Raw genomic sequence first — 5,616 nt, 5'->3', positions numbered from 1 at the left:
GGGCTCGGGATGTGGATAAGAGACAGGGGGCAGGGCGGCGTGGGACGCGGGGTGCGGCGCGGGACGCGAGGTGCGGGCCGGCGAGTCGGGTGCGGGCCCTGTCGAGCTGACAGCAGGGACGGATCGCGGGGGGCCGATAGCGCAAACGACTCAGCTCGAAAGGGGCCGATGACATGACCCAGCCGGACACCGACCGGAGCACGGACCGGCGCCGGACGCAGACCGGAGCACGAGCCGGGAGCGCTGCTGTCCCGGGCGGCGTCCTGCCACCCGGGACAGCGGTACACCTCAGCGGCTCAGAAGTCGTCGTCGAAGCTGACCGAGCCGGTCACCCCGACCTGGTAGGCGGAGACCCGCCGCTCGAAGAAGTTCGACAGCTCCTGGACGTCCTGCAACTCCATGAACGCGAACGGGTTGCCGCTGCCGTACATCGGTGCGATGCCGAGGACGGCCAGCCGCCGGTCGGCCACGTGCTGGAGGTACTCCCGCATGTCGGCCGGCGACATGCCGGAGACGCCCTGCTCCAGCAGGTCGACGGCGAACTGCACCTCGCACTCGACCGCCTCGGCCAGCATGTCCTTGACCTGCTGCTCCAGCTCGGCGTCGAACAGGTCCGGCTCCTCGGCGCGGACGGTGTCGACCACGTCGAAGGCGAAGGCCATGTGCATGGACTCGTCGCGGAACACCCAGTTGGTGCCCGAGGCGAGGCCGTGCAGCAGCCCCCGGGAGCGCAGGAAGTAGACGTAGGCGAAAGCGCCGTAGAAGAACAGGCCCTCGATGCAGGCGGCGAAGCAGATCAGGTTCAGCAGGAAGGCCCGCCGGTCCTCGCGGGTCCGCAGCTCGCGCAGGTCGAAGATGGAGTCGATCCACTTGAAGCAGAACTCGGCCTTGCGGGCGATCGACGGGATGTTCTCCACCGCCGCGAACGCCTCGAACCGTTCCTTTTCGTCCGGAACGTAGGTGTCCAGCAGGTTCAGGTAGAACTGGACGTGCACCGCTTCCTCGAACAGCTGCCGGGAGAGGTACAGCCGGCCTTCCGGCGAGTTGACGTGCTGATAGAGGTTGAGCACGAGGTTGTTGGCGACGATGGTGTCGCCGGTGGCGAAGAACGCCACGAGCCGGGACACCAGGTGCTGCTCGGCCGGGGAGAGTTTGGCCAGGTCGGCGAGGTCGGAGTGCAGATCGACCTCCTCCACCGTCCAGGTGTTCTTGATGGCGTCCTTGAAGCGGTCGAAGAACTGCGGGTAGCGCATCGGCCGCAGGGTCAGGTCCATGCCGGGGTCGAGCAGCAGGTGCCGCTCCCCCACGCCGGTGCTGGTGCTGGTCTCGGAGACGGTGGTCACTGGCATGCCTCGCAGCTCTCGGGGTTCTCCAGGGAGCAGGCCAACGCCTCGTCGTCGCTGACCGCCACGACCGGCGTGACGCTCGGGGTGACGGCGACAGTGGCCTGCTGGATTCGGGTCGCCGGACGCGACCGCAGGTAGTAGGTGGTCTTCAGCCCGGACTTCCAGGCGTACAGGTACATCGAGGAGAGCTTGCCGATGGTCGGCGCGCTCAGGAACAGGTTCAGCGACTGCGACTGGTCGATGAAGGGGGCGCGGGCCGCCGCCAGGTCGATCAGCGCCCGCTGCGGCAGCTCCCACGCGGTCCGGAACAGCTCGCGTACGTCGGCGGGCAGCTCGACCACGCCCTGCACGGAACCCTCGGCGCGCTTGATCTGCTCCCGGATCGGGGCCGTCCACAGCCCGCGCGCCTTCAGTTCGCGGACCAGATAGGTGTTGATCTGGAGGAACTCGCCGGACATCGTCTCGCGCTTGAACAGGTTGGACACCTGCGGCTCGATGCACTCGTAGCAGCCGGCGATCGAGGCGATGGTGGCGGTCGGGGCGATCGCCACCAGCAGCGAGTTCCGCAGGCCGTGCCGACCGATCGTCTCGCGCAGCGCGGCCCACCGCTCGGTCTGGCCGACCTCGGCGCCCCACAGGTCCGGGTGCAGCTCACCCCGGGCGGCGCGGGTCTCGGCGTACGCGGGATGCGGGCCGAACCGCTCGGCGAGCCCGGCGGAGGTCTCCAACGCGGTCAGGAAGATCTCCTCCTGCACGCGGGTCGACAGTTCCCGGGCGGCCGGGGAGTCGAACGGCAGGCGCAGCGTGAAGAGCGCGTCCTGGAGGCCCATCAGCCCGAGCCCGACGGGGCGCCAGCGCGGGTTCGACGCCGCCGCCTGCTCGGCCGGGTAGTAGTTGATGTCGATCACCCGGTCCAGGAACACCACGGCGGTACGCACCGTCGCGCGCAGCCGCTCCCAGTCGACCCCGTCCGCGGTGACGTGCGCGCCCAGGTTGACCGACCCGAGGTTGCAGACCGCCGTCTCGGCGTCGTCGTTGACCTCCAGGATCTCGGTGCAGAGGTTCGACAGGTGGATGGTGTTGCCCGGGGCACCGGTCTGGTTGGAGAGCCGGTTCGAGGCGTCCTTGAAGGTCATCCACCCGTTGCCGGTCTGCGCGAGCGTCCGCATCATCCGGCCGTACAGGTCTCGGGCCTTGACGGTCTTGACCGCCTTCTTCTCCGCCGCGCGGTACGCCTCGTCGAACGCCTCACCGAACAGGTCGGGCAGCTCGGGGGCGTCCGACGGGTCGACCAGCGACCAGTCGCCGTCCGCCTCGACCCGGCGCATGAACTCGTCCGGAATCCAGTTGGCGAGGTTCAGGTTGTGCGTACGCCGGGACTCCTCGCCGGTGTTGTCCCGCAGTTCGAGGAACTCCTCCACGTCCGGGTGCCACGGTTCGAGGTAGACGCAGGCCGCGCCCTTGCGACGGCCGCCCTGGTTGACCGCGGCCACCCCGGCGTCCAGTGTCTTGAGGAACGGCACGATGCCGTTCGACCTGCCGTTGGTGCCCCGGATCAGGGCGCCCCGACCGCGCACCCGGGACCAGGAGATGCCGATGCCACCGGAGAACTTGGACAGCTTCGCGACCTGGTGGTAGCGCTCGTAGATGGAGTCGAGCTCGTCGCGCGGCGAGTCGACCAGGAAGCACGAGGACATCTGCGTGTGCCGGGTGCCGGAGTTGAACAGCGTCGGCGAGCTGGGCAGGTAGGCCAGGCTGGACATCAGCCGGTAGAAGCCGATCGCCTCGCCGGGCGTCTGGGACAGGCCGCAGGCGACCCGCAGCAGCCAGTACTGCGGCGTCTCCACCACGAGCCGGGTCTGCGGGTGCCGCAGCAGGTACCGGTCGGCGACGGTGCGCAGGCCGAAGTACTCGAAGCGCAGGTCCCCCGCCGGGTCGACGGCGTCGTCCAGCTTGCGGGCGTTGCGGGCCACGAACGCGGCGGTGTCGTCGCCGATCAGGCCCAGGCCGTGTGCGTACCGGATGGACTGGCTGAAGCTGGCCACCTGCTGTCCGCGGACCTCCTTGTCCACGTACGCGGCCAGCAGTCGGGCCGCCAGCTTCGAGTACTGCGGCTCCTCACCGATCAGTTCGGCCGCGGTCTGGATGGAGAGCTTGTCCATCTCGGCCGTGGTCGCGCCGTCGTACAGCCCGCTGATGGTCTTCGTCGCCACCCGCAGCGGGTCGATCTCGTCCAGGTCGGCGACCCACCGCTCGACCGCCTTGACGATCTTGTTGACGTCCACCGGCTCGGTGTCGCCGTTCCGCTTGCGGACCTGCATGACGTGCCGGCGTTGCTCCGGCCCCGCCTGCTCCTGGGTCACCGTCATGTTCCCCTCCTCACGCCTGTCCCCGAGATCGTCGGGTCCGCGCGGGAGGACGCCGCCGGTCTGCCGACGGCACTGCTGCCGTGACGACCAGCTCCTGGCGTCGGCCGTCCCACGCGGCCTTCGACCGCCGCACACGTCGCGTGCGGCGCGCTGGCAGGTCTTCGGACTCGTGGGCCTGATGCTCGCGCCTACTGGCCGTCGCTTCCCAGACCTGGCGGGTCCAGTGCGTGATGACGGCGGTCGTTCCCACTCACCGCTGCGGGGCAGTCCCGGATTCACACCGGGTTCCCTCTTGCCTCGACCGCCGTGGAGCGGCGGTCGAACCAGCTACGGGGCACACCATATATGGGTGCGGTGCGGAGATGGCAACACCAGATGCTGTGCCGGGCGTGTCGCGTGTCAGATGACGGGCATCCCGGCGACCGTCGGCCGGGTACTCGATCATGCCCACTAGCATCGTCGCGTGCAGACTGCGGCCGGACCCGGCGACCGACGGACACTGCTCGACGTCCTCGTCCAGGCCGCAGATCGCGCACCCGACCAGGTGGTCGTGCACGTTCGCGAGGACGGCACCGAGCGCACCGTCACCGTGCGGCAGTTGCGGGACGAGTCGCTGCGGGTGGCGGGCGGCTACCGGGCGGCCGGCGTGATCCCCGGCACCCCGGTGATCCTGGTCGCCGACGCCGGCGACGACTTCCAGCCGCTGTTCTGGGGGGCGCTCGCCGCCGGGCTGGTCCCGGTGCCGCTGCCGCCCGAACCGGCCCGGGTACGGGCGGTGCGCGAGCTGCTCGCCGACGCGGTGACCGTGGTGGACGACGCCACCGGGGCGGTCGCCGACGGGCTGGCGGGCCTGGTGCTGCGGCTGGCCGACCTGCGTACCAGCCCCCCGCTGGAGGAGTCGTTCGCCGCCGACCCCGACGACGTGGCGTTCCTCCAGTTCTCCTCCGGCAGCACCGGCACGCCGCGCGGGGTGGAGCTGACCCACGCCAACGTGCTGGCCAATGTGGAGCAGTCCCGGCTGGCCAGCGGCGCCGGACCGGACGACGTGCTGGTCACCTGGATGCCGTACTTCCACGACATGGGGTTGATCGGCACCCACCTGACCCCGCTGGCCATCGGGTGCACGCAGGTCCGCGTACCTCCGATGGCGTTCGCCAAGCGCCCGGCACTGTGGTTCACCGCCGCCCACCGGCATCGCGCGACCCTGCTCTCGGCGGCGAACTTCGCGCTGGCGCTGGCGGTCCGCCGGGTCCCGACGGATCTTCTCGCCACGCTCGACCTGAGCCGCGTCCGGTGCGTGGTGGTGGGCGCGGAGCCCATCTCCCCCACGGTGTGGCGGGCCTTCCTGACGCACGTCCGCCCGACCGGGCTCGCCCCGGCCGCCCTGCGACCGGTGTACGGCCTGGCGGAGGCGACCCTCGCGGTGACCTTCCCGCCGCCCGGGGAGGTCGCCGCGCCGCTGGTGCTGGACCGTGCCGCGCTGAGCCAGGGCCGGGCGGTGAGCACCGCGCCGGGTACGCACGCGGTGGAGCTGATGGACCTGGGACACCCCGTGCCCGGCTGCGAGGTACGCGTCGTCGACGAACTACACCGTCCGCTGCCCGAGGAGCGGGTGGGCCTGGTCGAGGTACGCGGCCCGAACGTGGCGCGCGGCTACCACCGGGATCCGCAGGCCAGCCGGGAGACCTTCGTGGACGGCTGGCTGCGCACCGGTGACCTGGGCTTCCAGCGCGCCGGCCGGCTCTGTGTGACCGGCCGCGCGAAGGACGTGATCTTCGTCAACGGCCGGACGTTCCACGCGTCCGACCTGGAGGCGGTGGCCGCCGCGACCGCCGGGCTGCCGGCCACGATGACCGCGGTGGTCGGCTGCACCGCCCCGGACCTGGCGCTTATACACCTCT

Annotated in this window: 3 protein-coding genes and 1 riboswitch; of the genes, 1 reads left to right on the top strand and 2 read right to left on the bottom strand. The window is 70.7% G+C overall.

Features of this window, described 5'->3' with window-relative positions; translation table 11 throughout:
* Positions 1-296 precede the first annotated feature (296 nt).
* Together EYA84_RS24800 and EYA84_RS24795 are read right to left on the bottom strand one after the other, a co-directional pair.
* Complete coding sequence (locus EYA84_RS24800; protein WP_394347611.1) at positions 297-1,343, bottom strand: ribonucleotide-diphosphate reductase subunit beta; 1,047 nt, start codon at positions 1,341-1,343, stop codon at positions 297-299.
* Positions 1,340-3,715, bottom strand: a complete 2,376-nt coding sequence (locus EYA84_RS24795) for a ribonucleoside-diphosphate reductase subunit alpha (protein WP_131055833.1) — start codon at positions 3,713-3,715, stop codon at positions 1,340-1,342. Before EYA84_RS24795 ends, EYA84_RS24800 begins: the two co-directional genes overlap by 4 nt.
* 134 nt (positions 3,716-3,849) lie before the next feature.
* Positions 3,850-4,058, bottom strand: a riboswitch (cobalamin riboswitch).
* A gap of 120 nt (positions 4,059-4,178) precedes the next feature.
* Here EYA84_RS24795 and EYA84_RS24790 point away from each other — a divergent pair.
* Positions 4,179-5,616: AMP-binding protein (locus tag EYA84_RS24790; protein ID WP_153227116.1), on the top strand; the 1,438-nt coding region annotated here is incomplete at its 3' end.

It is taken from the genome of Verrucosispora sp. SN26_14.1, assembly GCF_004307965.1.
Taxonomy (GTDB): domain Bacteria; phylum Actinomycetota; class Actinomycetes; order Mycobacteriales; family Micromonosporaceae; genus Micromonospora.
The sequence above is the reverse complement of the archived record's forward strand: the minus strand, read 5'-3'. Positions and strand labels throughout refer to the sequence as shown.